At 44.6% G+C, this 24624-nt stretch carries 41 protein-coding genes; 38 read left to right on the top strand and 3 right to left on the bottom strand.

Annotated features, from left to right (window positions below; genetic code table 11):
* The first annotated feature begins 244 nt into the window (after window positions 1-244).
* The 34 genes from rpsJ to rpsI all read left to right on the top strand — a co-directional run bounded on the left by rpsJ (window position 245) and on the right by rpsI (window position 17278).
* Entirely contained in the window at window positions 245-553 is a 309-nt protein-coding gene (rpsJ, locus tag ACM1ND_RS23860; protein WP_005544556.1) for a 30S ribosomal protein S10, read from the top strand.
* Between the two features lie 32 nt (window positions 554-585).
* Window positions 586-1209: a 50S ribosomal protein L3 gene (gene rplC, locus ACM1ND_RS23855; protein ID WP_013312161.1), complete on the top strand. Its 624-nt coding sequence runs from the start codon at window positions 586-588 to the stop codon at window positions 1207-1209.
* Window positions 1210-1235: 26 nt separating this feature from the next.
* The gene (rplD, locus tag ACM1ND_RS23850) at window positions 1236-1859 is read left to right on the top strand and encodes a 50S ribosomal protein L4 (protein ID WP_028542618.1); all 624 of its coding nucleotides are present in this window, start codon (window positions 1236-1238) and stop codon (window positions 1857-1859) included.
* Complete coding sequence (gene rplW / locus ACM1ND_RS23845) at window positions 1859-2149, top strand: 50S ribosomal protein L23 (protein WP_013312159.1); 291 nt, start codon at window positions 1859-1861, stop codon at window positions 2147-2149. The genes rplD and rplW overlap by 1 nt, the downstream gene beginning before the upstream one ends.
* A gap of 30 nt (window positions 2150-2179) precedes the next feature.
* A complete protein-coding gene (gene rplB / locus ACM1ND_RS23840; RefSeq protein WP_023990557.1) occupies window positions 2180-3010 on the top strand; it encodes a 50S ribosomal protein L2 in 831 nt (276 codons plus the stop codon).
* Window positions 3011-3082: 72 nt separating this feature from the next.
* Window positions 3083-3361 (top strand): 30S ribosomal protein S19, encoded by a 279-nt coding sequence (gene rpsS / locus ACM1ND_RS23835; protein WP_007432579.1) that lies wholly within the window; start codon window positions 3083-3085, stop codon window positions 3359-3361.
* A 36-nt stretch (window positions 3362-3397) separates the two neighbouring features.
* Window positions 3398-3730 (top strand): 50S ribosomal protein L22, encoded by a 333-nt coding sequence (rplV, locus tag ACM1ND_RS23830; protein WP_013312157.1) that lies wholly within the window; start codon window positions 3398-3400, stop codon window positions 3728-3730.
* 13 nt (window positions 3731-3743) lie between these two features.
* Window positions 3744-4409, top strand: a complete 666-nt coding sequence (gene rpsC / locus ACM1ND_RS23825) for a 30S ribosomal protein S3 (protein WP_013312156.1) — start codon at window positions 3744-3746, stop codon at window positions 4407-4409.
* A 2-nt stretch (window positions 4410-4411) separates the two neighbouring features.
* Complete coding sequence (gene rplP / locus ACM1ND_RS23820) at window positions 4412-4846, top strand: 50S ribosomal protein L16 (RefSeq protein ID WP_007432576.1); 435 nt, start codon at window positions 4412-4414, stop codon at window positions 4844-4846.
* The gene (gene rpmC / locus ACM1ND_RS23815; protein WP_007432575.1) at window positions 4836-5033 is read left to right on the top strand and encodes a 50S ribosomal protein L29; all 198 of its coding nucleotides are present in this window, start codon (window positions 4836-4838) and stop codon (window positions 5031-5033) included. Before rplP ends, rpmC begins: the two co-directional genes overlap by 11 nt.
* 50 nt (window positions 5034-5083) lie before the next feature.
* The gene (gene rpsQ, locus ACM1ND_RS23810) at window positions 5084-5347 is read left to right on the top strand and encodes a 30S ribosomal protein S17 (protein WP_007432574.1); all 264 of its coding nucleotides are present in this window, start codon (window positions 5084-5086) and stop codon (window positions 5345-5347) included.
* Window positions 5348-5381: 34 nt separating this feature from the next.
* Window positions 5382-5750, top strand: a complete 369-nt coding sequence (gene rplN, locus ACM1ND_RS23805; protein WP_007432573.1) for a 50S ribosomal protein L14 — start codon at window positions 5382-5384, stop codon at window positions 5748-5750.
* A 36-nt stretch (window positions 5751-5786) separates the two neighbouring features.
* Window positions 5787-6140: a 50S ribosomal protein L24 gene (gene rplX, locus ACM1ND_RS23800; protein WP_013312155.1), complete on the top strand. Its 354-nt coding sequence runs from the start codon at window positions 5787-5789 to the stop codon at window positions 6138-6140.
* Between the two features lie 31 nt (window positions 6141-6171).
* Window positions 6172-6717 carry a 50S ribosomal protein L5 gene (rplE, locus tag ACM1ND_RS23795; RefSeq protein WP_007432571.1) on the top strand — a complete coding sequence of 182 codons (546 nt, stop codon included), beginning with the start codon at window positions 6172-6174 and terminating at the stop codon, window positions 6715-6717.
* A 76-nt stretch (window positions 6718-6793) separates the two neighbouring features.
* Window positions 6794-6979, top strand: coding sequence for a type Z 30S ribosomal protein S14 (locus tag ACM1ND_RS23790; protein ID WP_013312154.1), 186 nt, complete (start codon window positions 6794-6796; stop codon window positions 6977-6979).
* Between the two features lie 32 nt (window positions 6980-7011).
* On the top strand, window positions 7012-7410 hold the full coding sequence (gene rpsH / locus ACM1ND_RS23785) for a 30S ribosomal protein S8 (protein WP_007432570.1): 399 nt from the start codon (window positions 7012-7014) through the stop codon (window positions 7408-7410).
* A gap of 33 nt (window positions 7411-7443) precedes the next feature.
* A complete protein-coding gene (gene rplF, locus ACM1ND_RS23780; protein WP_013312152.1) occupies window positions 7444-7986 on the top strand; it encodes a 50S ribosomal protein L6 in 543 nt (180 codons plus the stop codon).
* 115 nt (window positions 7987-8101) lie between these two features.
* Window positions 8102-8470: a 50S ribosomal protein L18 gene (gene rplR / locus ACM1ND_RS23775; protein WP_007432568.1), complete on the top strand. Its 369-nt coding sequence runs from the start codon at window positions 8102-8104 to the stop codon at window positions 8468-8470.
* A gap of 27 nt (window positions 8471-8497) precedes the next feature.
* Window positions 8498-8995: a 30S ribosomal protein S5 gene (gene rpsE, locus ACM1ND_RS23770; protein WP_013312151.1), complete on the top strand. Its 498-nt coding sequence runs from the start codon at window positions 8498-8500 to the stop codon at window positions 8993-8995.
* Window positions 8996-9007: 12 nt separating this feature from the next.
* The gene (gene rpmD / locus ACM1ND_RS23765; protein WP_013312150.1) at window positions 9008-9193 is read left to right on the top strand and encodes a 50S ribosomal protein L30; all 186 of its coding nucleotides are present in this window, start codon (window positions 9008-9010) and stop codon (window positions 9191-9193) included.
* A gap of 43 nt (window positions 9194-9236) precedes the next feature.
* On the top strand, window positions 9237-9677 hold the full coding sequence (rplO, locus tag ACM1ND_RS23760; protein ID WP_013312149.1) for a 50S ribosomal protein L15: 441 nt from the start codon (window positions 9237-9239) through the stop codon (window positions 9675-9677).
* Window positions 9677-10975, top strand: coding sequence for a preprotein translocase subunit SecY (gene secY / locus ACM1ND_RS23755; RefSeq protein ID WP_013312148.1), 1299 nt, complete (start codon window positions 9677-9679; stop codon window positions 10973-10975). The genes rplO and secY overlap by 1 nt, the downstream gene beginning before the upstream one ends.
* A gap of 90 nt (window positions 10976-11065) precedes the next feature.
* Window positions 11066-11710 (top strand): adenylate kinase, encoded by a 645-nt coding sequence (locus tag ACM1ND_RS23750; protein ID WP_013312147.1) that lies wholly within the window; start codon window positions 11066-11068, stop codon window positions 11708-11710.
* A gap of 5 nt (window positions 11711-11715) precedes the next feature.
* Entirely contained in the window at window positions 11716-12255 is a 540-nt protein-coding gene (locus ACM1ND_RS23745) for a M24 family metallopeptidase (RefSeq protein WP_418026626.1), read from the top strand.
* 9 nt (window positions 12256-12264) lie between these two features.
* Window positions 12265-12573: a KOW domain-containing RNA-binding protein gene (locus ACM1ND_RS23740; protein WP_013312145.1), complete on the top strand. Its 309-nt coding sequence runs from the start codon at window positions 12265-12267 to the stop codon at window positions 12571-12573.
* 2 nt (window positions 12574-12575) lie between these two features.
* Complete coding sequence (gene infA / locus ACM1ND_RS23735) at window positions 12576-12791, top strand: translation initiation factor IF-1 (RefSeq protein WP_006212898.1); 216 nt, start codon at window positions 12576-12578, stop codon at window positions 12789-12791.
* A gap of 117 nt (window positions 12792-12908) precedes the next feature.
* Window positions 12909-13022, top strand: a complete 114-nt coding sequence (rpmJ, locus tag ACM1ND_RS23730; protein WP_003333770.1) for a 50S ribosomal protein L36 — start codon at window positions 12909-12911, stop codon at window positions 13020-13022.
* Window positions 13023-13043: 21 nt separating this feature from the next.
* On the top strand, window positions 13044-13412 hold the full coding sequence (rpsM, locus tag ACM1ND_RS23725) for a 30S ribosomal protein S13 (protein ID WP_007432560.1): 369 nt from the start codon (window positions 13044-13046) through the stop codon (window positions 13410-13412).
* Window positions 13413-13431: 19 nt separating this feature from the next.
* Complete coding sequence (rpsK, locus tag ACM1ND_RS23720; RefSeq protein ID WP_013312144.1) at window positions 13432-13827, top strand: 30S ribosomal protein S11; 396 nt, start codon at window positions 13432-13434, stop codon at window positions 13825-13827.
* 135 nt (window positions 13828-13962) lie between these two features.
* Window positions 13963-14907, top strand: a complete 945-nt coding sequence (locus tag ACM1ND_RS23715; protein WP_007432558.1) for a DNA-directed RNA polymerase subunit alpha — start codon at window positions 13963-13965, stop codon at window positions 14905-14907.
* Window positions 14908-14941: 34 nt separating this feature from the next.
* Window positions 14942-15307, top strand: a complete 366-nt coding sequence (gene rplQ, locus ACM1ND_RS23710) for a 50S ribosomal protein L17 (RefSeq protein ID WP_013312143.1) — start codon at window positions 14942-14944, stop codon at window positions 15305-15307.
* A gap of 151 nt (window positions 15308-15458) precedes the next feature.
* Window positions 15459-16244: a tRNA pseudouridine(38-40) synthase TruA gene (gene truA / locus ACM1ND_RS23705; RefSeq protein WP_028542615.1), complete on the top strand. Its 786-nt coding sequence runs from the start codon at window positions 15459-15461 to the stop codon at window positions 16242-16244.
* Window positions 16245-16427: 183 nt separating this feature from the next.
* The gene (gene rplM, locus ACM1ND_RS23700; RefSeq protein ID WP_013312141.1) at window positions 16428-16865 is read left to right on the top strand and encodes a 50S ribosomal protein L13; all 438 of its coding nucleotides are present in this window, start codon (window positions 16428-16430) and stop codon (window positions 16863-16865) included.
* Between the two features lie 20 nt (window positions 16866-16885).
* Window positions 16886-17278 carry a 30S ribosomal protein S9 gene (gene rpsI / locus ACM1ND_RS23695; protein WP_013312140.1) on the top strand — a complete coding sequence of 131 codons (393 nt, stop codon included), beginning with the start codon at window positions 16886-16888 and terminating at the stop codon, window positions 17276-17278.
* Window positions 17279-17897: 619 nt separating this feature from the next.
* Here rpsI and ACM1ND_RS23690 read toward each other — a convergent pair.
* Entirely contained in the window at window positions 17898-18029 is a 132-nt protein-coding gene (locus ACM1ND_RS23690; protein WP_418026622.1) for a malic enzyme-like NAD(P)-binding protein, read from the bottom strand.
* A gap of 975 nt (window positions 18030-19004) precedes the next feature.
* Here ACM1ND_RS23690 and ACM1ND_RS23685 point away from each other — a divergent pair.
* From ACM1ND_RS23685 to ACM1ND_RS23670, 4 genes are all read left to right on the top strand, one after another.
* Window positions 19005-19697, top strand: a complete 693-nt coding sequence (locus ACM1ND_RS23685) for a phosphoadenylyl-sulfate reductase (RefSeq protein WP_013312138.1) — start codon at window positions 19005-19007, stop codon at window positions 19695-19697.
* Window positions 19698-19751: 54 nt separating this feature from the next.
* Entirely contained in the window at window positions 19752-20921 is a 1170-nt protein-coding gene (sat, locus tag ACM1ND_RS23680; protein ID WP_340857657.1) for a sulfate adenylyltransferase, read from the top strand.
* A gap of 68 nt (window positions 20922-20989) precedes the next feature.
* Entirely contained in the window at window positions 20990-21766 is a 777-nt protein-coding gene (gene cwlD, locus ACM1ND_RS23675) for an N-acetylmuramoyl-L-alanine amidase CwlD (protein WP_418026620.1), read from the top strand.
* 59 nt (window positions 21767-21825) lie between these two features.
* Window positions 21826-22932 (top strand): Mrp/NBP35 family ATP-binding protein, encoded by a 1107-nt coding sequence (locus ACM1ND_RS23670; RefSeq protein ID WP_068939388.1) that lies wholly within the window; start codon window positions 21826-21828, stop codon window positions 22930-22932.
* Window positions 22933-22966: 34 nt separating this feature from the next.
* Here ACM1ND_RS23670 and gerD read toward each other — a convergent pair whose 3' ends face one another.
* The gene (gene gerD, locus ACM1ND_RS23665; RefSeq protein ID WP_023990486.1) at window positions 22967-23701 is read right to left on the bottom strand and encodes a spore germination lipoprotein GerD; all 735 of its coding nucleotides are present in this window, start codon (window positions 23699-23701) and stop codon (window positions 22967-22969) included.
* Window positions 23702-23807: 106 nt separating this feature from the next.
* Window positions 23808-24587 (bottom strand): polysaccharide deacetylase family sporulation protein PdaB, encoded by a 780-nt coding sequence (gene pdaB / locus ACM1ND_RS23660; protein ID WP_023990485.1) that lies wholly within the window; start codon window positions 24585-24587, stop codon window positions 23808-23810.
* Between the last annotated feature and the right edge of the window lie 37 nt (window positions 24588-24624).

The raw sequence follows: 24624 nt of genomic DNA, 5'->3' as shown, positions 1-24624 counted from the left end.
CTTTTCTCTTGGGAAAATCGCAAGCTGCGAACACAATTGTATCTTTTGAAAATAAGATGCATTGTTTTTTCGTTTTTGCTTGCAATAGGCAGAACTATTCGATATAATAACTAATGTTGTTTGTGACTGTGCGATGATGTGAGAGGTTACTGACACACCCGGCCCCTTTGCCATGGGAGGGCTGTCGGAAAATTTTCACGGAGTATGTCCGATACCAAATTGGGCGATAGAAGGAGGGACTAAAATGGCAAAGCAAAAAATTCGTATTCGTTTGAAAGCTTACGATCATAGAATTCTTGATCAATCCGCTGAGAAAATTGTTGAAACAGCTAAACGTTCGGGCGCAGGTGTATCCGGGCCAATTCCGCTGCCAACTGAAAAACAAATCATTACTATTCTCCGTGCGGTACACAAGTACAAGGATTCCCGGGAGCAGTTCGAAATGCGCACACACAAGCGTTTGATCGACATTGTTAACCCGACTCCACAAACTGTGGATGCCTTGATGCGCTTGGACCTGCCGTCCGGTGTAGATATCGAAATTAAATTGTAATATGTAATTAGGAAAAGAAATGAGGTGTCAACATGAAAGGTATCTTAGGAAAAAAACTCGGAATGACTCAAGTGTTTACCCCTGAAGGTAACGTACTTGCTGTTACGGTTATCGAAGCAGGTCCTTGTGTTGTTCTGCAAAAGAAAGATCTGGAAAACGATGGATACGAAGCTATCCAACTCGGTTTCTCTGATAAGAAAGAAAAAAGATCCAACAAACCTGAAGCAGGACATGCGAAAAAAGCAAATACTGCACCTAAGCGCTACGTTCGTGAACTTCGTGGCATCGACCTTGCTGCGTACGAGGTTGGCCAAGAACTGAAGGCTGATGTCTTCACAGAAGGCGAATTCGTTGACGTAACAGGTATTTCTAAAGGTAAAGGTTTTGCCGGCGTTATCAAACGTTGGGGACAAAGCCGCGGACCAATGGCACACGGCTCGCGTTACCACAGAGGTCCAGGTTCTATGGGTTCCATTCAAGCTAACCGCGTTCCTAAAGGTAAACACCTTCCAGGACACATGGGGCATGAAACGGTAACGATCCAACGTCTTGAAGTTGTTAAGATCGATACAGAACGTAATGTATTGCTCGTGAAAGGTTCCATTCCAGGACCTAAAAATAGCTTCGTTAAAGTATTAGAAACGGTGAAAAAATAAACAACTGAAGAAAGGAGGAACACGAAATGCCAAAAGTAGCACTATTTAATATTAGCGGCAGCCAAGTTGGTGAAATTGATTTGAACGACGCAGTGTTCGGTATCGAGCCGAATAAGCACGTTCTTCATGACGCTGTTGTTATGCAATTGGCTTCCCTGCGTCAAGGTACTCACAAAGTAAAAGGACGTTCTGAAGTACGTGGTGGCGGACGTAAACCTTGGAAACAAAAAGGTACTGGCCGCGCTCGTCAAGGTTCGATCCGTGCACCGCAATGGGTTGGTGGCGGTACTGTATTCGGTCCCACTCCACGCAGCTATGCTTACAAATTGCCTAAAAAGGTTCGTCGTCTGGCGATCAAATCGGCGTTGTCATCCAAAGTGATTGAGAATGAAATTATCGTATTGGACGCTCTTACACTGAACGGACCTAAAACGAAAGAATTCGCAGCCATTTTGAATAACCTTAAAGCTGATCGTAAAGCATTGATCGTAGCTCCTAGCTATGATGATAATGTAGCACTGTCCGCTCGTAATATTCCTGGTGTGAAGTTTGTAGCCGCAGACGGCATTAATGTTCTTGATGTGCTCGGACACGACAAACTGATCATTACGAAGGAAGCAGTTCAGAAGGTAGAGGAGGTGCTCGCGTAATGAAGGATCCTCGTGATATTATCAAACGTCCGGTTATCACCGAACGTACGGCTGGTATGATGAATGACTTGAAATACGTTTTCGAGGTTGACATTCGTTCTAACAAAGTCGAAGTTAAAAAAGCAATCGAAGCCATTTTTAACGTGAAAGTAAGTAACGTAAATACGCTTCGTGTTCCTGCAAAACCAAAACGCTACGGACGTCATTCCGGCTATACGAGCGAGTGGAAGAAAGCGTTCGTAACGCTGAGCAAAGACAGTAAGCCGCTTGAGTTTTTTGAAACGGTATAATTGAAACTGTAAAGTAAGGAGGGAAACTCAGTGCCAATTAAAAAGTATAAACCAACGTCCCCGGCCAGACGTGCTATGTCTGTATCTACTTTCGAGGAGATTACAACTAATCAGCCCGAGAAATCGTTGCTGGCACCTCTGAGCAAGCAAGCTGGACGCAATAACCAAGGTAAAATTACAGTTCGTCATCAAGGCGGCGGACACAAACGTAAATACCGTATTATTGACTTCAAACGTAACAAAGATGGAATACCGGGCCGCGTTGCTACGATCGAATATGATCCAAACCGTACGTCCAACATCGCACTTATCCACTATGTGGATGGTGAAAAACGTTACATCATCGCTCCTAAAGGTCTGAAAGTAGGAGACGAAGTGGTATCCGGTGCAGGTTCCGATATCAAAATCGGTAACTCCTTGCCATTGGAAAACATTCCAGTAGGTACGGTTATCCACAACATTGAATTGAAACCGGGTAAAGGTGGCCAACTCGTTCGCGCTGCTGGTACGGAAGCCCAACTTCTTGGTAAAGAAGAAAAGTATGTTACAATTCGTTTGTCTTCTGGTGAAGTTCGCCGCATTCTGAAAGTTTGCCGCGCTACAATCGGTTCTGTAGGTAACGAAGACCACGAACTGGTGAAAATCGGTAAAGCCGGTCGTAGTCGCTGGTTGGGACAACGTCCTGAAGTTCGCGGTGTTGTAATGAACCCTAACGATCACCCACACGGTGGTGGTGAAGGTCGCGCTCCAATCGGACGTAAATCTCCAATGTCTCCATGGGGTAAACCAACCCTTGGTTACAAGACACGTAAAAAAGGTAAAGCATCTGATAAGTACATCGTTCGTCGTCGTACTAAGTAATAAAACGTGCGCTTAAGTCGCACGTTAACATATTAAGGAACGACTACGTTTTAACGAAGGGAGGATTCATAAATGGGTCGCAGTCTCAAAAAAGGACCATTCATTGATGGTTACCTGTTGAAAAAAGTAGAGGTTTTGAACGAGTCGGACAAAAAAGTGGTAATCAAAACTTGGTCCCGTCGCTCTACGATTTTCCCGCAATTTATCGGACATACGTTTGGTGTATACGATGGTCGTAAACACGTGCCAGTATACGTAACGGAAGATATGGTCGGACACAAATTGGGCGAATTTGCTCCAACACGTACGTACAAAGGCCATACGGATGACGATAAGAAAACAAGAAGATAATCAACACAGCGTAGTGTTTGAGAGGAGGTAAACTCAATGGAAGCAAAAGCACATGCTAAGTCCGTACGGATTTCTGCTCGCAAAGTGAAACTTGTTATCGATTTGATTCGCGGTAAGCAGGTTGGTGAGGCGATCGCAATTCTTCGTCACACTCCAAAGTCCGCTTCTCCAGTCGTTGAGAAATTGTTGAATTCTGCGATTGCAAATGCAGATCACAACTACTCTTTGGACGTAAATAAATTGGTAGTATCTCAGGTTTTTGTAAACCAAGGTCCTACAATGAAACGATTCCGCCCGCGTGCAATGGGTCGTGCAAGTCGCATCAACAAACGCACCAGTCATATTACTCTGGTGGTATCTGAAAAATAAGGAGGGAAAACGTGTGGGCCAAAAGGTAAATCCCGTCGGACTCCGAATCGGTATTATCCGTGATTGGGAATCCAAATGGTATGCAGGCAAAGATTTCGGTGATCTTTTGCTGGAAGACGTTAGAATTCGTGAACATCTGAAAAAAAGATTGAAAGACTCCGCTGTATCCCGTGTTGAAATCGAGAGAGCAGCTAACCGTGTCAACGTAACGATTCACACTGCGAAACCAGGTATGGTTATCGGTAAGGGTGGTTCCGAAGTTGAAAATCTGCGTAATGAAATTACTAAAATCGCAGGCGGTAAAAAGGTACACATCAATATTTCTGAAATTAAAAATCCTGAACTGGACGCAATTCTGGTTGCTGAAAGCATTGCACAACAATTGGAACGTCGTGTTTCTTTCCGTCGTGCTTTGAAACAAGCGATTCAAAGAACTATGCGCTCCGGAGCAAAAGGAATTAAAACTCAAGTAGGCGGACGTCTTGGCGGTGCCGAAATCGCTCGTTCCGAAGGGTACAGCGAAGGAACTGTTCCACTGCATACGCTTCGTGCCGACATTGACTATGGTACAGCGGAAGCTCATACTACTTACGGTCGTCTTGGCGTAAAAGTATGGATCTATCGTGGAGAGGTTCTTCCTCCAGCTAAGAAACAAGCTCCTCAGGAAGGAGGCAACTAATCATGTTGGTACCAAAACGCGTAAAACATCGTAAACAACAACGTGGTCATATGAAGGGTCGTGCAAAAGGCGGTACTACACTGAACTTTGGTGAGTACGGTTTGCAAGCTACTGAACCTGCATGGATTACTAACCGTCAAATCGAAGCTGCTCGTATTGCGATGACTCGTTACATCAAACGTGGTGGTAAGGTTTGGATTAAAATTTTCCCTGACAAACCAATTACTCAGAAGCCTCTTGAGGTTCGTATGGGTAGTGGTAAAGGTAACGTAGAAAAATGGGTTGCAGTAGTGAAACCAGGCAAGATTATGTTCGAACTTGCTGGTGTTCCGGAAGAGATTGCTCGTGAAGCAATGCGTCTTGCCGCTCACAAACTGCCAATCAAAACTAAGTTTGTGAAACGTGAAGAATTGGGTGGTGAAGCAAATGAAGGCTAGTGAATTCCGCAACCTAACCACTGCTGAAATCGAACAAAAGATCTCCGGTTTTAAAGAAGAACTTTTCAACCTTCGTTTTCAACTCGCTACCGGTCAGCTTGATAACCCGACTCGGATCGGCGCTGTGCGTAAGGAAATTGCTCGTGCTAAAACTGTGATCCGTGAAAGAGAACTTGGGATTAGCTAAGATATCAGACCGGGTGGAAAATCCGCCTGTAATTAGGAAGGAGGCCAACAATGAGCGAACGTAATGCCCGTAAAGTATTAGTCGGTAAAGTAGTCAGCGACAAAATGGATAAAACGATTGTGATTGCTGTAGAAACTTACAAAAAACATGATCTCTACCATAAACGTATTAAAGTAACTAAGAAATTCAAAGCTCATGATGAAAACAACACTGCACAAATTGGTGATACTGTTAAAATCATGGAAACTCGCCCTTTGTCCAAAGACAAAAACTGGAGACTGGTCGAAATCGTTGAAAAAGCTGTTATAATCTAATGTAGTGTAGTTTTTCCGAAAGGAGGATAAATAAATGATTCAACCATTTACACGTTTGACTGTAGCTGACAATTCCGGCGCGAAGGAACTGATGTGTATCCGTGTGCTCGGTGGTACGGGACGTCGTACAGCTCAAATTGGTGACCTGATCGTTTGTTCCGTAAAACAAGCAACACCAGGCGGCGTTGTCAAAAAGGGTGATGTAGTAAGAGCGGTTGTTGTTCGTACTAAACGTTCTATCCGCCGTAAAGACGGTTCCTACATCGGATTTGACGAGAACGCAGCAGTGGTCGTTAAAGAAGACAAGAGCCCACGTGGTACTCGTATTTTCGGACCAGTTGCTCGCGAACTTCGTGACAAGGACTTCATGAAAATCGTTTCCTTGGCTCCGGAAGTGATCTAAACTCACCTTAAAATGTGCCCGTAGGAGGTGTACGAAATGCCAAAAGTGAAAAAAGTTCTGGAATCCCATAACAACAAGCTTCACGTCAAAAAAGACGACACTGTTCTGGTGATTACAGGTAAAGATAAAGGTAAAAAAGGTCGCGTTATCGCTGCTTACCCTCGTCAAAACCGTGTGCTTGTGGAAGGTGTTAACATGATTAAAAAACACCAAAAGCCTAATCAGCTGAATCCACAAGGCGGCATCATCGAGAAAGAAGCTCCGATTCACGTTTCCAACGTTATGCACATTGATCCGAAGAGCGGAAAAGTAACCCGTGTTGGTTACAAAGTTTTGGACAACGGAAAAAAAGTGCGCATTGCAAAACGTTCTGGCGAAGTGATCGACTAATTATTTTTTGAAGAAAGGAGGTATATGATTCATGGCTACAACAAGAATGAAAGAACGTTTCTTGAAAGAAATCACTCCTGCTTTGATGCAGAAGTTCAACTATACAACAGTGATGCAAGTGCCTAAAATCGAGAAAGTTGTAATCAACATGGGTGTTGGCGACGCAGTCCAAAACTCCAAAGTACTTGATTCAGCTCTCAACGACATGCAGCTGATTGCTGGTCAAAAACCAGTAATCACTCGCGCAAAAAAATCTATTGCAGGTTTTAAATTGCGTGAAAACATGCCGATCGGTGTAAAGGTAACACTTCGTGGCGAGCGTATGTATTATTTCTTGGACAAATTGTTCAACATTACTCTTCCTCGCGTACGTGACTTCCATGGTGTATCGACAAAAGCTTTCGACGGACGTGGTAACTACACGCTTGGTCTGAAAGAACAGTTGATCTTCCCGGAAATCGAGTATGATCAAGTTGATAAAGTTCGTGGTATGGACATCGTTATCGTAACGACTGCCAAAACTGACGAAGAGTCCCGTGAGCTTCTGACTCAGCTGGGCATGCCTTTCGCAAAATAATGTTGGCATAACGTTTCGGGCGTCTGATTTTAAAGACACCCTGTTCTCCGAAACTATTTAGGAGGTGTCAGGCTAAGTGGCAAAAACTTCAATGAAAGTCAAACAACAACGCACACCAAAGTTTAAAGTTCGTGCTTATACTCGTTGCGAGCGTTGTGGTCGTCCACATTCGGTACTGCAAAAGTTTAAGATCTGCAGAATTTGCTTCCGTGAATTAGCTTATAAAGGCCAGATTCCTGGCGTGAAAAAAGCAAGCTGGTAAAAAGTCCTGTTTGGGAAGGAGGTTTATACACAATGACTATGTCTGATCCAATTGCAGATATGCTTACTCGTATTCGTAACGCGAACACAGTTCGTCACGAAACAGTAGAAATGCCTGCATCTACAATGAAAAAACAAATCGCCGACATCCTGAAACGTGAAGGATTCATTCGTGATGCGGAATTTGTTGAAGATAGCAAACAAGGGATTATCCGTATTTTCTTGAAATACGGTGCGAACAACGAGCGTGTTATTACAGGTTTGAAAAGAATCAGTAAACCAGGTCTTCGCGTTTACACGAAGAGCAATGAGATTCCACGCGTATTGGGTGGACTCGGGATCGCAATCATTTCAACATCCAAAGGTATCATGACCGACAAAGAAGCACGTCAGTCCAAAGCCGGCGGAGAAGTTGTTTGCTACGTTTGGTAAGATAACGTTTAAAAGATAGGAGGTGCAACAGATATGTCCCGTATTGGTCGTAAACCAATCACAGTACCAAGTGGTGTTGACGTGACTTTGAACAACACAGCGATCACAGTTAAAGGTCCTAAAGGAACATTGACTCGTGAGCTTCATAAAGACATGTCCGTTACTGTGGAAAACAATGAAATTAATGTAGTTCGTCCTTCGGACAACAAACTTCACCGCTCTTTGCATGGAACAACCCGCAGCGTTGTCAACAACATGGTAAGTGGTGTAACTGAAGGGTTTTCAAAATCTCTGGAGCTGGTTGGGGTCGGATATCGTGCAAGCAAATCCGGAGATAAAATCGTTCTGAACGTTGGATACTCTCACCCGGTTGAAATCACACCGGAAGCGGGCATCGAATTCGAAGTTCCTTCGAACACTAAAATCATCGTTCGCGGAATTGATAAAGAGCGTGTAGGTGCCTACGCTGCTAAAATTCGTTCCGTTCGTGAACCTGAACCGTACAAAGGTAAAGGGATTAAATACGAAGGCGAGCGCATCATTCGTAAAGAAGGTAAAGCCGGTAAGAAGAAATAAGTTTCTTACCGACTTTGTGCGGTCTTTCTGCAGGAAAGACTTCGTACTTCTTTTTTACCCAGTGCGTCTTAGTATAAAGTTTTAAAAGGCAAACTGAAGGGAGTGAAAACTTGAGATGATTACAAAACAAGATAAAAATAAAGCACGTGTCAGAAGACATCTGCGTGTACGTAAGAAAATCGAAGGTACGGCTGTACGTCCTCGTTTGAACGTATTCCGCTCTTCCAAGCATATCTACGCACAACTGATTGATGATGTAGCTGGTGTAACATTGGTATCTGCATCCACTATGGATAAAGAACTGAGCAGCGAAATCAAAAACGGCGGTAGTGTAGAAGCAGCTCGTAAAGTTGGCGAACTCGTTGCTAAACGTGCGAAAGAAAAAGGCCATGCTAACATCGTATTTGACCGTGGTGGATACTTGTATCATGGACGGATTCAAGCTTTGGCTGATGCAGCTCGCGAAGCAGGCCTTGAATTCTAAGACATTTCTCAAAAGGAGGTTAACGACTTGCGTGTAGATCCGAATACTTTGGAACTGACTGAAAGAGTAGTAAATATTAATCGTGTAGCTAAAGTTGTCAAAGGCGGACGCCGTTTCAGCTTCAGTGCTCTGGTAGTAGTGGGCGACGGCAACGGCTGGGTAGGCGCTGGAATCGGTAAAGCTGGCGAAGTACCTGATGCAATTCGCAAAGGTATTGAAGATGCTAAGAAAAACCTGGTTCACGTTCCACTCGTAGGAACAACAATTCCTCACCTTGTTACAGGTAAGTTCGGTGCTGGCCGGGTTCTGTTGAAACCGGCATCGGAAGGTACTGGAGTTATCGCTGGTGGTCCGGTTCGTGCTGTACTGGAACTTGCTGGTGTAGGTGATATCTTGACAAAATCTTTGGGTTCTTCGAATTCCATGAATATGGTCAATGCGACTTTGGAAGGTTTGTCCCGCTTGAAACGCGCTGAAGAAGTTGCAAAATTGCGCGGCAAATCCATCGAAGAGCTGCTGGGCTAAGGAGGGAATATCATGGCGAAATTAGAAATTACCCTCGTTCGTTCGTTGATCGGCCGTCCTGGTAATCAGAGAACGACTGTTAAAACGCTCGGCTTGCGTAAAATCAACCATAAAGTAGTTCAACCCGACAATGCAGCTATTCGCGGGATGATTAATCAAGTTAGCCATTTGGTTTCTGTTAAAGAAATTGAGGCTTAAGAAATAAAGTATTTTAACAATAATCAAGGAGGTGCAACGAACGATGAAGTTACATGAGCTTTCCCCAGCTCCAGGCTCCCGCAAAGAACGTAAACGTTTGGGTCGTGGTCCTAGTAGCGGTACGGGTAAAACTTCTGGTCGTGGTCATAAAGGTCAAAACGCTCGTTCCGGCGGTGGTGTACGTCCGGGCTTCGAGGGTGGTCAAAACCCACTGTATCGTCGCTTGCCTAAACGCGGTTTCGTAAATCCTACTCGTAAAGAGTATGCGGTTTTGAATATCGAAGATTTGAACAGTTTTGCAGCGGGTACAGAAGTAAGCCCTGAGTTTTTGCTGAACAATGGCATTGTGAAAAACGCTAAATCCGGAATCAAAATTCTGGGTAACGGTGAAATCACTGTAAAATTGACAGTTAAAGCGAACAAGTTCTCTCAATCTGCGGTAGAGAAAATTGAAGCTGCCGGCGGTAAAACCGAGGTGATCTAATGTTCAAGACCCTGAAAAATATATGGCGGGTTGAGGATCTTAGAACCCGAATCCTGTTCACCCTGTTTATACTCTTTGTATATCGTATTGGCTCCTTTGTGCCGGTTCCCGGCGTGAACAAGCAAGTCTTTACTTCTCAGGATCAGGCAGGAAGCGAGTTGTTTGGACTCCTTAACACCTTCTCAGGGGGCGCATTGTATCAGTTTTCGATCTTCGCCCTCGGGATTATGCCATATATTACAGCGTCCATCATTGTACAGTTGCTGTCAATGGACGTGATTCCGAAACTTGCGGAATGGGCTAAACAAGGAGAGCATGGTAAAAAGAAGTTGGCTCAAATTACGCGTTATGGTACGGTAATACTTGGCCTGATTCAAGCATTCGGAACGTCGATTGGCTTTAATCGACTGTACGGTGCAGCGATGATTCCAGGAGCCACTTTTGCAGATTATCTGGTCATTGCCATTGTGCTTACAGCAGGAACTACGTTCCTTATGTGGCTCGGTGAGCAAATTACCGAAAAGGGAATCGGCAATGGTATCTCTATTGTTATCTTCGCAGGGATTGCAGCGGGTATTCCAAGACATATTCGGACGGTTGTAGAATCTCAGTTTATTCAGGCAGATCAGCTGTTTATGAATATTCTGAAGGCAATTATAATTGCCCTGGTGATTGTTCTGATTATTGTTGGTGTTATCTACATCCAGCAAGGTATTCGGAAAATCCCGGTACAATACGCGAAACGTGTAGTTGGCAACAAAATGTACGGTGGCCAGAATACGCATATTCCGATGAAAATTAATGCGGCAGGCGTTATTCCGGTAATCTTTGCGGTATCATTGCTGCAATTCCCGACAATTATTGCGAGTTTCTGGGCAGATCATGTTTGGGCTAAGTGGGTTACCACTTACTTGTATTATGACAAGCCGCTGGGCATGGTTTTGTATGTCGTAATGATTATCGGTTTCACATTCTTCTATACCTTTGTACAGATGAATCCGCAGCAAATGGCCGACAATATGAAGAAAAACGGCGGTTATATTCCGGGAATTCGCCCGGGTAAAGCCACGGAGAAATACTTGACACGAGTAATGTCACGTTTGACAATGACAGGAGCCTTGTTTCTGGCAGTCATATCCGTTTTGCCGGTATTCTTCGGTTCGCTTTCGGGCTTGCCTCGTTCCGTGCAAATTGGCGGTACTTCATTGCTCATCATCATTGGTGTAGCATTGGATACAATGAAGCAAATCGAAAGCCAACTGATCAAACGCCATTACAAAGGCTTCATCAACAAATAGGCAATAGGTACCGGCTTAGGATGTTCGCATGCTTACCGGCACCTTTTGTGCTGTTTCTTGTGTAGGGGTCGTCTTGAGGAGTGACAGATTGTGAATATTTTGATCATGGGCCCTCCGGGGGCTGGTAAAGGTACACAAGCAGATGTCATTGTGAAGGAATTCGGCATTCCTCATATCTCGACAGGTGATGCTTTTCGCCTAGCGATGAAACAGGGAACACCTATTGGCATTAAAGCTAAAGAATATATCGACAAGGGTGAACTTGTTCCGGATGACGTAACAATCGGTATCGTTGAAGAACGGCTACAACAGCCAGATTGCAAGAAAGGGTTCTTGCTGGACGGTTTTCCAAGAACTTTGGCTCAAGCTGAAGCCTTGGATCAAATTTTGGGTCGTTTGAATACGAAGCTAGATGACGTCATCAACCTGAAAGTGGATAGTGACAACTTGTTGGCACGAATCACAGGACGGCGGGTTTGTAAAAGCTGCGGAACTAGCTATCATATTGTCTTTAATCCTCCTAAGGTTGAAGGCATTTGCGATAAAGACGGTGGGGAACTCTATCAGCGTCCTGACGATAATGAAGATAGCGTAAGAACACGACTTGACGAATATAGTAATAAAACAGCACCACTCCTCACGTTTTATGAGAACCAGAATCTTCTGCGTCATATTGACGGAGAACAGGATATTGATGTGGTTTCCCAAAATATCGTGTCCTTGTTGCGGGGTTAGCTGTAATGATCATTTGCAAGTCGGGGACGGAATCAAGCTTTATGAGGAAAGCTAAGAGAATAGATACGGAAACGGATCATCTCTTAGCAGGACACATCGAGCCCGGTATTACGACCGGTGAACTTGATCATTTAGCTGATCGGTATATTCGCAGTCAGGGAGCTGTGCCGTCTTTTAAAGGTTATAACGGTTTTCCTGCTAGCATTTGCGCTTCAGTCAACGAACAACTGGTGCACGGATTTCCCGGCAAACGCAAGTTAAACAAAGGCGATATCATCGCGAAAACTCGCCAGTTTACAATGTCGCATGCCATTCAGCAATATATTGAGAATCCAAACCGTGGTATTCCTGAGCAGGGGCCGAGGCTGAAAACCGGCATTGGGCTGGCTATTGAATTAATGATTCAGATAGGTTCTCACCATGTAGGGACGCTGGAAGACAACTGGACGGTCGTTACGATGAACGTAACCTCATGTGCTCATAACGAGCAAGCGGTGACGTGCGAAACGGGCGGCATGGACATTTTCACGAAACTGAGTGCGTAGGTGATTGTAATGATTCAGCAAGGAAACCTGCAAATCGGTCAGCTGGTGAAGATTCTGAAAGGCAGAGGTGCCGGACAGATTGCGGTTGTCGTTTCAGTAGCAGATAGCAGGTTTGTATATATTGCGGATGGGGATAAACGAAAGTTTGATCAAGCGAAGAAGAAAAATGTTCTTCATTTGGTGCCTCAGCCAAAGATTAGTAGCGAGATTGTAAACAGTTTAAACGAAAGCGGTCGGGTGACGAATGGAAAGCTGCGCCATGCAGTGAAAACTTTCCTGGACTCGTCCGAATACCAAGCTGAAGAGAAAGGAGACTGACTTTGGCCAAAGAAGATGTCATTGAGGTTGAAGGTACGGTAATCGAGCCACTGCCGAACGCTACGTTCAAGGTAGAGCTGGAGAACGGTCATCAAATTCTTGCTCATGTTTCCGGAAAGCTGCGGATGCACTTTATCCGTATTTTGACAGGCGACAAGGTGGTTGTACAGTTATCGCCTTACGATTTAACCAAAGGCCGTATAACGTACCGCAAGTAATTCATGCAGGTTTTTATTAAACGTATGTCATTTAAAAAACTTGTTTTGCTCGGCAAAACGATGTGAATGTTCACGAAGCGAGTTTTACCAGGGTAAAGCTTGGAGGAGGTAATCAACATGAAGGTAAGACCTTCTGTAAAACCTATTTGCGAAAAATGCAAAGTCATTCGCCGCAAAGGGAACGTAATGGTTATTTGCGAAAATCCGAAACACAAACAAAAACAAGGTTAATAGAAGGGGGTGTAGCGTAAAATGGCTCGTATAGCTGGTGTGGATTTGCCACGTGACAAACGCGTTGAGATCGCCTTGACTTACATTTTCGGAATCGGTAAAACGACTTCTCAGAAAATCTTGAAGGAAACAGGCATCAGTGCAAACACGCGTGTTCGTGATTTGACTGAAGATGAAGTGAGCAAATTACGTGAAACGATCGACAAAGAAGTTAAAGTAGAAGGCGATCTGCGTCGTGAAATTTCCTTGAATATTAAACGTCTGACTGAGATTGGGTGCTACCGTGGTGTTCGTCACCGTCGTGGGTTGCCTGTTCGCGGACAACGTACTAAAACTAATGCTCGTACCCGTAAAGGTCCTCGTCGGACTGTAGCGAACAAAAAGAAATAAGAAGGGAGGATAACATTCAATGGCTAAACCGAAAAAAGTTGTACGTACAAAACGCCGTGACCGTAAAAATATCGAAACTGGCGTGGCACACATCCGTTCCACGTTCAACAACACGATCGTTACGATCACAGATCCACACGGTAACGCAATCTCTTGGGCCAGCTCAGGCGGCATGGGATTCCGTGGTTCCCGTAAATCTACTCCATTTGCAGCGCAAATGGCCGCAGAAACTGCTGCTAAAGCTGCTATGGAACACGGCATGAAAACTGTCGAAGTCATGGTTAAAGGACCTGGTGCAGGTCGCGAAGCAGCAATCCGCTCTTTGCAAGCTGCTGGTTTGGAAGTTAACCTGATCAAAGACGTAACTCCGGTACCTCATAACGGATGCCGTCCTCCAAAACGTCGTCGCGTCTAATGAGATTTCTCCTCTGCGTGTAGTATAGATCCGGCACAAACTGCCAAGAATGGATGTTTAGGTATACTGCATGATAGACTATGGATAAGGTGAATGTTTCATATAGGAGCGACGTTTTGAAGGAGGGATATTGCAGTGATAGAAATCGAAAAGCCGAAAATTGAGACGGTTGACGTCAATGATGATGGCACCTATGGAAAATTCGTAGTAGAACCGCTGGAACGCGGATACGGTACGACGCTGGGAAACTCGCTTCGCCGTATTCTGTTATCCTCGTTACCGGGGGCAGCAGTCACATCGGTTCAGATCGATGGGGTTCTGCACGAGTTTGCAACGGTTCCCGGTGTGAAGGAAGACGTAACGGAGATCATTCTGAACTTGAAAGCTTTATCGCTTAAAATCCACTCGGATGAAGAGAAAGTACTCGAAATCGATGCGGAAGGCGAAGGAGTTGTAACGGCAGGAGATATCCGTGCGGATAGTGATGTGGAAATTCTTAATCCGGATCTTCACATTGCTACGCTCGGACCGGGTTCGAGACTTCACATGCGTATTTTTGCCAATCGCGGTCGCGGTTACGTTAAGCAGGATCGGAACAAACGTGATGACCAGCCGATCGGCGTCATTCCCGTCGACTCCATCTACACTCCGATTGCACGCGTGAACTACGGCGTAGAAAATACGCGTGTCGGCCAGGTTACGAATTATGACAAGCTGACACTTGAGGTTTGGACTGACGGAAGTATTCGTCCCGAGGAAGCAGTGAGCCTTGGAGCCAAAATTTTGACCGAGCATGTGATGTTGTTCGTGGGTCTCACGGACGAGGCAAAAGATGCTGAAATTATGGTTGAAAAAGAAGAAGACAAGAAAGAAAAAGTTCTTGAAATGACGATCGAAGAGCTGGATCTCTCCGTCCGTTCCTATAACTGCCTTAAGCGCGCTGGTATCAATACGGTACAAGAACTCACGACTAAATCTGAAGAAGATATGATGAAGGTCCGTAACTTGGGTCGCAAATCTTTGGAAGAAGTACAAGAGAAGCTCGAGGAACTTGGTTTAGGACTTCGTACGGAAGAATAGTACAGCAACGTTTTTGTGAAGGAGGGGAAATTACATGGCATACCAAAAATTGGGCCGTAACTCCAGTGCCCGTAAAGCTTTGTTTCGTGATTTGGTAACCGATCTGTTCTTGTATGAGCGTATCCAAACTACTGAGGCTAAAGCGAAAGAAGTTCGTTCTATTGCTGAAAAACTGATCACCAAAGCGAAAAAAGGAGATCTGCACGCACGTCGTCAAGTGGCTGCGTTCGTTCGCCGTGAAACTTTGGATGGTGAGCAGGATGCAATCCAAAAGCTGTTTAGCGAATTGGCTACACGTTACACTGAGCGTCCAGGTGGATACACTCGTATCCTGAAATTGGGACCTCGTCGTGGCGACGCCGCTCCAATGGTATATCTGGAATTGGTTGACCGCGCGTAAACAGGCGAAGATGAGGGAAGGGTGGACAGAATCGGCTTGATTCTGAACAACCCTTTTTTTCTCTTGGAGGAGTCCTTGAGGGGCTTCTCCTTTGTTATGTTCGGTTATTCCTTGCAAGGCCAGAGACTACCCCTACAAAGGTGTGAGAAGCATGCGGAACTTGTGCATGAAGGTGAACTATGACGGAACCCACTATGATGGCTTTCAGACGCAGCCTAACGGTAACACCATTCAGGACTGCCTTGAACATGCTATTTACTCATTGACGGGCGAGCGTCTTAAAATTACAGGCTCAGGCCGTACAGATGCAGGTGTACATGCATACGGGCAGGTATTCAATTTTCACACTGAATCGCCGATTCCGTTACAGCGCTGGTGTCTGGCACTTAATGCCTGGTTGCCTCGTGATATCATCGTTACGGATGCGAGAGAGGTGTCACTGTCCTTTCATGCACGCCGCATGGCGAAGCGGAAGACATATCGGTACAGTATTAATGCGAACCGGTTTCCGGACATCTTTCACCGTCGTACACAGGCCCATCATCCAACGAGTCTGGATGTAAGAGCGATGGAGGAAGGGTTAGCTCATTTAGTTGGCACCTTTGACTATACTTCGTTCGCATCTCGACGTTCCCAAAAGACGAATCATGTTCGCACTATTTACGAAGCCTATATGACAGTAGACCATTCCTTTTCACGTCCGGACTCGGATGATCAGGGAATTATCCATACTTATATTACAGGTAGCGGATTTTTGCAGCACATGGTTCGGATTATTATGGGTACTTTGCTGGAAGTGGGAGAAGGCAAAAAATCGTCGGATGATATTCCTTCCATTTTAGAGGCGAAAAATCGTTCAAAGGCCGGACCTACGGCCGTTGGACACGCTTTAACGCTCTGGAATGTAGAGTACGACGAAAACATCAAAAAACATTGATTTTACCCTTGCGGAATTGATGGTTATCCTGTAATATAAAAGTTGTGTTTTCTTAATGGCTTTCCCACAGCCCCAATTAAGATAATCACTTTAAATTAACATCTAATCCATCAATAATGCAGCAACTTAACGAACGAAGATAAATGATGATTTCTGTTAACGAACTTAAGGAGGATACTTTTCATGCGTACTACGTATATGGCGAAGCCAAATGAAGTTGAGCGCAACTGGCACATCATTGATGCCGAAGGCAAAACGCTCGGCCGTCTGGCAAGCGAAGCGGCTGCGTTGATTCGCGGCAAACACAAGCCACAATTTACACCACATGTGGACACAGGTGATTTTGTTGTTGTAATCAATGCGGAAAAAATCGTATTGACCGGTAAAAAAATGGAGAACAAGAAATACTACCGTCACTCCCTGCATCCGGGTGGTCTGAAAGTAACGGTTGCACAAGAAATGGTTAAGAACAAGCCTGAGCGTATGTTGGAATTGGCTGTTCACGGTATGCTTCCTAAAACTCGTCAAGGCGAGAAAATGAAGCTGAGACTTAAAGCTTACAGAGGCACTGAGCATCCACATGCAGCACAAAAACCTGAAGTTTACGAACTTCGCGGATAATTAAAAGGGAGGACAGTTTCATGGCACAAGTACAATACTATGGGACAGGTCGTCGTAAACATTCGGTAGCTCGTGTTCGTCTCGTACCGGGTGAAGGACGCATTGTCATCAATAAGCGTGATATTAATGAATATTTCGGTTTGGAAACTCTCAAACTGATCGTAAAACAACCACTGAACCTGACAGAAACAGTTGGCAGCTATGACGTACTCGTTATCGCTCATGGTGGTGGTATCTCTGGTCAAGCCGGCGCAATTCGCCACGGTATTTCCCGTGCTCTGTTGAAAGCAGATCCGGAATTCCGTCCAGCTTTGAAAAAAGCAGGCTTCTTGACTCGTGACCCACGTATGAAAGAACGTAAAAAATACGGTCTCAAAGCCGCTCGTCGTGCACCACAGTTCTCGAAACGTTAATATTTCGAATACAGAAGAACCTTTTCCTTATGGAAAGGGTTCTTTTTTATTTAGTCATTTCCTGATTATTATCCACATGTGGATAAGTAGACCTACTCTAAAATTCATGGGCTTCAGCATGTTTCTGCGAATACATAAATAACCGCATGCAAATGCATGGAACACGAAAAGTTATCCACGATGTAATTGAAGACGATATTGTTATACACAAATACAGTTTGCTATTTACACGGAGTTTATTCTGTAATGTTTATAACCTGTGACTAAAATATAATGTTCGACTATCAAATTAGCCTCATCTTAATATTCTCTGCTAAGTGCTGTTTCACGAGATACTTTGCTTTCAGTTGTTTATGTAAAGTCCCTTGATATGTTCTGGCTGGTACTGTCTATGCCTCTTGTACAGTTGTTTTGGGCGTAGCTAGGGATACGGCAAGGAATACCTCTTTTTATTTGTGTGCACTGAGAGAAGGACGCTCCTTAGCCTAGCACTGTCCGCTTTCTAGGCTACTGCAATGGCAACGGCGATTTACATGTTACTGGTAATGGAAATAGTCTACACAGCAATCGCTCCAAACTATAACTGGGAGCACCCTGTATTGTCCGACTGTGTCTACCCTCATAAAATTGACCCTCCTTGATGACAGGCTTTAAATAGGCTTCCAGTAGCGATAAGAGTCTTGCTTGTGTCCCAGTGGATCAATTCCTCGGGAATTGCCTCTACAAGCGCTTTAGGATGGGATAAAGGCATAACAAGAGTTCAGCGCGCAGTCATTTCTTTTTAATTTCCACAATGAAAGCATCGGTGATGCCAGAGCTCCAGAAAAGTATAGTGGGTTTCATCTGGCTAAAAAATTCGAGTAAAGTCTATTTTACCTTTGCCCTCATCTGAACTCGTCCATATACGGACTTCATCTTTGGAATGCAAAATAAGAGCTTTGGAACCTAAAGTTATTTTCAATTCCCTCGGTTAGCACCCTTCGATAATCTTAGATTCAGAAACGATGTTGCTTTCTTCTACAGATGATTCTTGCTTGATCAAGCAACCCAAAGCTGTTCAGCATTATCGATGGCTGCCGCGCACTAGGCCAAGATTAGGATACGCTGCTCCTAGATGCCTCTAAAGCATTTCACTCAGAAGATCCACAAGCATATGTATAGTACAATAATACATTTTGGCTATAGAAATCATTCAACTAAGTAATTTTGCGTAGCAAGGTAGGTTGTCAAAAAAATGCTTATCCGCACGTTCGGCTTGCTCTTCCAAAGTCAAAACTATAGGATGTATTCCTTCAAGGACCAAACTATTCCCATATAATGTTATATAAGAAAGCCCTTTGTTTAAAAGCGTACTGGTGGTACGCCTTTGTCTTCGGCAGAGTAGAGAACAAGCCGTCTTTGTTGACGTAAAAAGCCTCCATTCAAGCATACCTTCAGCTACACTAGTTATTTTTAGTAACCAAAGAGCCTATGGACCATTTTCAAGTGTTTGGTATAAGAATATTTTATATAAAGCCAATGAACTTGGTTGGATACGCAAGAAAGCATTAAAGAATGCTGACAGAGCAACATTCCTGCAAATTTAGGTGGATAAATGCTTGCATCAGGACATTTTGCCGTGGATTGACAATGATTGTGAAAGTTTTATACTGTATTTAATCTTATTAGTTTAGTCGGTATTGGAGTGACACTTATTTATGAATCTTCATATGGAGGCGCATTGATAATGAATTTATTGGAGAAAGAAGCGTTGATTAGAGTCAAGGCAATTGAACTGGAAGAGGCTACGCCAGAGGAAATTATCCAGTATGCTGTTCTTACATTTCCCAATCTTACCTTTGCTTGTAGCTTCGGAGCAGAAGATGTAGTACTAGTAGATATGCTTCAAAAAATTAGCCCTTCCACCGACATTTTTTACTTGGACACCGACTTTCATTTTCAAGAAACTTATGATACGCGAGATCAGATGAAAGCCAGATATAACTTGGATTTTGTTAGGGTCTCTCCCTTAATTACTCCTGAAGAGCAAGCGGCTGAACATGGAGAGGAACTGTGGAAAACAGATCCAAACACATGTTGTGGTATACGCAAAGTTGAGCCGCTGACACGTATTTTGTCACAATACGATGCATGGATTACCGGTATTCGCCGGGATCAGGCCCCTACCCGTGCGAATTCAAAAAAGGTAGAGTATGACGAAAAGTTTGGACTCGTTAAATTTAACCCCTTGGCAAGCTGGACATCCGAGGATGTATGGAACTATATCCGTACTCATGAAGTGCTGTATAATCCATTGCATGATCGCAATTATCCCAGTATCGGTTGTGAGCAATGTACCCGTGAGGTCCTACCAGGTGAAGATCCTCGTGCAGGTCGCTGGTCAGGCAATGAGAAAACGGAGTGTGGGCTCCATCAATAAAATGGTATTCAGGTAGCTATGAGTCATATTTACTGAAGAGAAGGGAAGTGCATTATGACTGCAATTCTTCCGCATGGCGGAACACTTGTTGATAAAATCATTACAGGACCGAAGCAAAAAGCACTTTTGCAGGCCGCAGAGGAATTGTTCCCAATCCGTGTAAACTCATGGACCATTTCTGATCTGGATTTAATTGGAGTGGGGGCTTTCTCTCCTTTGACGGGGTTTATGAATGAATCTGATTATCGGTCGGTGGTAACAGATATGCGTCTTGCCGATGGTACAGTCTGGAGTATTCCCATTACTCTTGCAGTTGCAGAAAGTGTAGCCAGTGAATTGAAATTAGGTCAGCAGGTGGCTTTGGTGGGTGAAACAGACGGTACTATTTATGCTGTACTTGATATTGAAAGTATTTATCAGGTAGATCAGGCTGAGGAAGCCAGACGAGTATTCAAGACGGATGACCCGGCTCATCCTGGCGTAAAAAAACTGTTAGATCGACCTGCTACGTATGTTGGTGGATGTGTGCAAGTGCTGAATCGGCCGGAGCCCACACAATTTAGTGAGTTTTACTATACACCATCACAGACACGCGACTATTTTGCAGAAAAAGGCTGGAAAACAGTAGTCGGATTTCAAACACGAAATCCGGTACACCGGGCACATGAGTACATTCAAAAAAGCGCGATGGAGATTGTGGATGCTTTGTTTCTAAACCCACTCGTTGGTGAAACCAAGTCAGATGACGTTCCGGCAGATGTGCGTATGAAGAGCTATCTGGTGCTGTTGGACAATTATTATCCGGCTGATCGGACTTTTCTGGGGGTATTTCCTGCTGCCATGCGATACGCGGGTCCTAGAGAGGCCATTTTCCATGCTATTGTGCGAAAGAACTATGGCTGCACCCATTTTATTGTTGGAAGGGATCATGCCGGTGTAGGAGACTATTATGGTACCTACGAAGCACAGGAAATTTTCAGGCACTTTACACCTGAAGAGCTGGCGATTACTCCATTGTTCTTTGAACACAGCTTTTATTGCACCCGATGTGGAAATATGGCCTCAAGTAAAACATGCCCACATCCCAAGGAGCATCATTTAACGCTCTCGGGCACCAAGGTACGGGAATTGTTGCGCTCTGGGGTTTGCCCGCCACCTGAATTTACACGACCAGAAGTCGCTCAAGTGCTGATTGAAGGTATGAAAGAATTTGTTCATGCCTGAGTTGTACTATCTACACGCCTCGTCCCATATAGATTATTAGTATCTGTATAGGACGGAGGCGTTTTGTTATGCAAAAAAATAATCGTAAAAACGAGGTTACACTGTGGATTCGCTATCGGACGTTGCAAAAAATGCTGTTGGGCTGTTGTCTCGCCGTTCTATTTATTACACTGGCATTGTATGAGATACCTGCTTCGAGAGCTTGGACCCATTGGAGTTTACCCCTTACTGGTAAAGTAATTGCCCTAGATGCTGGACACGGAGGGCCTGATGGAGGGGCGGTTAGCAAAGAAGGAATTATTGAAAAGGATATTAATCTGGCAATCGCTTTTTATTTGCGGGATTATTTGCAGCAAGCAGGTGCTGTTGTTGTCATGACACGTGAGGATGACCGCGACCTGGCGCAGCAAGAAACGAAAGGTTACGCCAGAAGGAAAACGGAGGATTTGAAGCAGCGTGTGCGTATAATTGAGGAGCAGAAAGCAGACCTCTTTCTAAGTATTCATATGAACAGTATCCCGTCGAGCCGTTGGAGTGGAGCACAGACCTTTTTCGTCCCTAACCATGCAGATAACGAGAATTTGGCGTCCTTAATTCAGGAAGAGATCAAGCGTAACTTGGAAAACACGAATAGAGTAGCTAAGACCGTGAACACAGTTTATTTATTGAAAGCTCTCAAAATGCCATCAGCCCTTGTAGAAGTCGGATTTTTGTCCCATCCAGAGGAAGCCAGACGACTAAGTGACGTGAACTATCAAAGGCGGGTGGCGGCGTCCATATATAAGGGGATTTTGCGTTACAGTGCCGGGGAAAAGGGGATCTCACCAGCACCTGAGGCCAGATAGTGGTATACTGTAAGTGTTTACCACTCCGTAATTCATTAAAGCAGAGGTGCTGATAATTCATGCAATCAAGAGAGCAAGTTATAGAGCTACTTCAACAAGTGCGGGAGCCTCAAACAGGACGCCGTCTAGTCGATCTCCATTTTATTCGGGATGTGGTTGTTAAAGAGGATCGGGTATCCTTGACCGCTATTAGTCTGAATAGCCAGGAAGAAACGTGTGCAGAACTGGAGCGGGAAATCCGGCAGACGTTAGAAGAGGCGGGATTAAGCCACGTCCATATTCGTATTCGTGAGGCATCTGAGCATGAAAAGTCCGCAATTCAAGCTGTGGAGAATACCGAGGAAGCCGCTGACCCGGTTTTGACCAAAGGACATGCTGTCGGTATGGAAGAACATGAGCTGCTTAGCCCAGCATCTGGCGTCCGGTTTATTGCCATTGCAAGCGGAAAAGGTGGTGTCGGAAAATCGACAGTAGCTGTAAATTTGGCTGCTGCTTTAGCTAGACAGGGGAAGCGTGTGGGTTTAATTGATGCGGATATCTATGGATTTAGCGTGCCGGATATGATCGGGGTGGAGGAGGTTCCTTCTGTCGAAGATGGTATCATTCAGCCGGTGGAGCGATTCGGTATCAAAATCATGTCTATGGGCTTCTTTGTCAGAGAGAACAATCCGGTGATTTGGAGAGGTCCCATGCTGGGGAGAATGCTCAGACAGTTTTTTAGTGATGTTGAATGGGGACAACTGGATTATATGATACTCGATTTACCACCAGGGACTGGCGATGTAGCGCTTGACGTACATCAAATGATTCCGCAGAGTGAAGAAATCATTGTCACTACCCCACATGCAACTGCAGCTTTTGTAGCTGCACGTGCAGGGGCTATGGCGCTCCAAACAGATCATAAGGTCATTGGTGTTGTGGAGAACATGTCCTATTATGTATCCTCCACCGGAGAAAAGGACTATGTTTTTGGACGCGGTGGCGGGGCTATGCTGGCAGATACCCTTCATACGAAGCTGCTGGCGCAAATTCCGCTGGGTATCCCAGACAATCACCCTTCAGAAGCCGACTTTTCTCCATCCGTATATAAATCCGAGTCGGCGACAGGGGAAATTTACAATGATATTGCTGCTCAAATTACGACGTTGCACGCGGAATTTGAATAAGAAAAAAAGGCTGGTTGTTGAACCAGCCTTTTTATTATTGGCCTCCACCTTGTTCTCCTTCGCCTCCACCACCACCATCTTGCTTCTGATCAGCAGAGCCACCTTGCTCACCGCTTTTTTTCTCAACCTTAGGTTGGAGTTCCTCTTGTACGACAGTTTTAAGTAAATTCATGACTTCAAGCCGAAAAATCGGATTCTGCATGGCATCATGCATGACTGTCATAGATTGTTTGCGATATTCAGGAGTTTTAGTTAAGTCCATATACATCTTGGTCAGTTCTGGCGACTTAAGCATCGCTTCAATTGATTTTTGATAAGAAGGGTCTTTTATGAGTTGCATATGAAGCTGTTTGCTTTGGCTGTTGATGGCTTTGGCAAATTCTCCGGCAAAACGCGGATCAGTCATAATTTTTTCGATTTCTTTTTTATATTCAGGTGATACCAAAGTATCTTTGACTGCGATCTTCATCTGTTCAGCCGATTGCATGGGCATAAGCATTTTCATTCCCATGCTGCCACCAGATCCACCACCAGCCCCACCCTCTTCACTGCTTTGACCGGATTGTCCTTCTTTTGAAGTGCTTTCCCCGGTTAAAGCCTCTTCTACGGCTTTTTTTCCGTCATCGCTTTTCAAGATATCGACAACCATCGTTTTCATCTCTTTATAACTGTTCTGGGGGGGCGCAGAACCCTGATCCGAGCCGCAGCCACTCAGTGCAACGCCCAGTACGCATACCGTGCTAACAAATCGCAAACGAGTCCAATTCATGGCCGTATTCCTCCTTCATCATGAATGTGGATAGTATGCGGATGAATGCGGAGAAATATGTCGATTTGCTTTTGGTTTTTAGCTGAGAACGATGTAAAATAACTCCTTAAAGACCCAGTGCCTGATCGCGTACCTCTTTGCCTTTTACTGTACCCTGTTGAAGCAGTTCAGATACAGTCACGAATTCATAGCCTTGTGCGCGCAACTTGTCGATAATGACGGGCAAGGCTTCATGTGTTTGTTTACAGGAATCACTGGCATGCAGAAGGACGATATCGCCAGGATGCGCTTTATTTACAACACGGTCGATTATGACCTGAGTACCAGGGTTTTTCCAGTCCAGGGAATCTGTATCCCACTGAATGGTTTTGTAGCCTAAAGTGCCGGCAACCTGAAGGACCCTTTTATCAAAGTCGCCATTAGGCATACGGATCAACTTCGGGGACTGTCCCGTCAGTTCGGTTAATGTGGTATGAGCAATGGAAATCTGCTTACGAATATCTTCATCGCTTAAGCTACTGTAATTTTCGTGTTTATGGCCATGACTGCCGATCTCAAATCCACTTTCTTTAATCTGATTCACAAGCTCTGGATGTGTTTTACTCCAAGGGGCAGAAAGAAAAAAGGTGGACTTAGTCACTTTTTTATCCTCAAGGACTTTTAAGATGGGGGCAGTACGCTTATCACCCCAACTAATATCAAAGGTGAGAGCGATCAGCTTTTTGTCCGTGGGTACACTATAAATAGCGGTTGGTGCTTCCTCGGAAAAAACCGTAACATTATCGGTTTCTACATAAATGACTCCAACAGTAAAGACGGCTGCAGCCATTACGATTAAGAATCGTTTGATTTTTTTACCGTTCAATACATAGAAAAAAGAATTCATGGTTAATAACGCCCCTTTCATCGAAGTGCTTGTTTAC

Origin of the sequence: Paenibacillus sp. JJ1722 (assembly GCF_048282685.1) — a bacterium.
Classification (GTDB): domain Bacteria; phylum Bacillota; class Bacilli; order Paenibacillales; family Paenibacillaceae; genus Paenibacillus; species Paenibacillus polymyxa_B.
The sequence above is the reverse complement of the archived record's forward strand: the minus strand, read 5'-3'. Positions and strand labels throughout refer to the sequence as shown.